The sequence below is a fragment of the Halomonas sp. 141 genome (assembly GCF_002810305.1).
GTDB classification, from domain to species: Bacteria; Pseudomonadota; Gammaproteobacteria; order Pseudomonadales; family Halomonadaceae; genus Vreelandella; species Vreelandella stevensii.
Genome location: NZ_PINZ01000138.1, coordinates 1 through 618, shown reverse-complemented (window position 1 = coordinate 618; position 618 = coordinate 1). Strand labels below are relative to the sequence as shown.

Here is a 618-nt window from a genome sequence, read left to right as displayed (position 1 = left end):
CCGCCAAGGTGGCGCCCTCGTTGCAGGCAACAGCAATCAGCTCTACGGCATGTTGGCGATCCTCGATGCTGATCATGACTCCTCGTCCCCCCAGATCGCCCGTGCTTTTTTTGACAGCGTCAGCAGTGCAGCTGTCTCCGCGAGTGCTGTGTTCTTGCGCTGTAGCTCTCGTTCCAGCTCTTTGATCCGCTTGCGCTGCTGCTTGGCTTCATCCGCTTCTCGACGGCGGTCCTCATGGGACAAGCTGGCGGCTTGTTCGCAGTCATGACGCCAGCGTTGCAGCTGCTCGGGATACAGTCCCCGTTGACGACAATAGGCAGCAACGTCTTCGGTGTTCATCGCTGCGGTCTCAACCACCGCTGCAAACTTGTCTCGGGACGACCAGCCGGTCGTACCCTGGTCACTTGCATCGGGCAGGCAGCGTCCCTCCGCACGGGCTTCTTTACGCCACTTGTAAACAGTTGCTGGCGAGATCCCCTCCTGCCGAGCGACCTCTTCTACGCTTTGGTTATAAGGCGGTAACAGCTTGGCCACAGCGGCCTGACGTCGCTCATCGGAATAGCGAGGCATACAGATCTCCAAACGCCCCTGAATATTTAAGAGAGTGTAACAAGGGAC

Annotated in this window: 1 protein-coding gene; it reads right to left on the bottom strand. The window is 58.4% G+C overall.

Annotated elements, in window-relative coordinates; translation table 11 throughout:
• Positions 1 to 72: 72 nt before the first annotated feature.
• The coding region (locus tag CWI66_RS17715; protein ID WP_232711022.1) for a transposase at positions 73 to 618 on the bottom strand (546 nt) is incomplete at its 5' end.